The organism is Bradyrhizobium sp. PRIMUS42 (assembly GCF_023006515.1).
In the GTDB taxonomy this organism is placed as follows: domain Bacteria; phylum Pseudomonadota; class Alphaproteobacteria; order Rhizobiales; family Xanthobacteraceae; genus Bradyrhizobium.
Map to the genome: position 1 here is coordinate 1 of NZ_JALBGZ010001430.1, position 662 is coordinate 662.

The window sequence follows — 662 nt, forward strand, 5'->3', positions numbered from 1 at the left end:
CGCGCCTTCCGCCGTGGCAATCCGCGTCCCAGCGGTGCGCCCCGTCACCTCGCGTGGCGCGCGAAATGGCGACGACGTCGTGCGACCCTGCATGTTCGAACCGGAGAAGTCGCACGGCATGATGACGTTGCATTCGGGCGGCGCCGCGAGGTGAGATCGGAAGGGGCGCGCATCGGCTACGCCAGAGGAAATTGCGATAATGAAACCAAAAGCAAACGCAAACGCAACGTAACGGTACATCGCAGGTCTCCAGGTTGATGAAGCCCGCCCCGCCGCAGAGACAAAACAATTTTGAGCTAAATACGGCAGCGCCCCTAAACGCGCAGGAATCGAGGAACTTTCGTTGAGTTCCACTAACCTCCGTTAAGATTGGACGCCGCCGACATTGGGTTGAATAGACCACATGCCATATGGCCTGTTCCTGGATCATCCGCTCCCGGTCTCAGATGATTTGATCCGTCCTTGCGGGGCGCGATCTAAATCCATCAGCAGCTTTCCCGCCTCGCCCAGCAGCGTCCGGATCGCCCTTCGCTCCGCGATCCGCTCCTGTGTGAAGGTGCCATGCTTGCGCGCGTTGCGGTTTCCCCATGGCGCGCCAGATCCCGGCGCACCGCCGTGCATGCGGCAGCGAAGCTTGCCGCGCATGGCCGGCGCGCGGCAGG

2 pseudogenes are annotated in these 662 nt (G+C 62.1%); both read right to left on the reverse strand.

The window, feature by feature from the left end:
- Positions 1 to 354 (reverse strand): annotated as a pseudogene (locus tag MOV75_RS40860) (hypothetical protein); the annotation flags it as partial.
- A 72-nt stretch (positions 355 to 426) separates the two neighbouring features.
- A pseudogene (locus MOV75_RS40865) lies at positions 427 to 662 on the reverse strand (hypothetical protein); the annotation flags it as partial.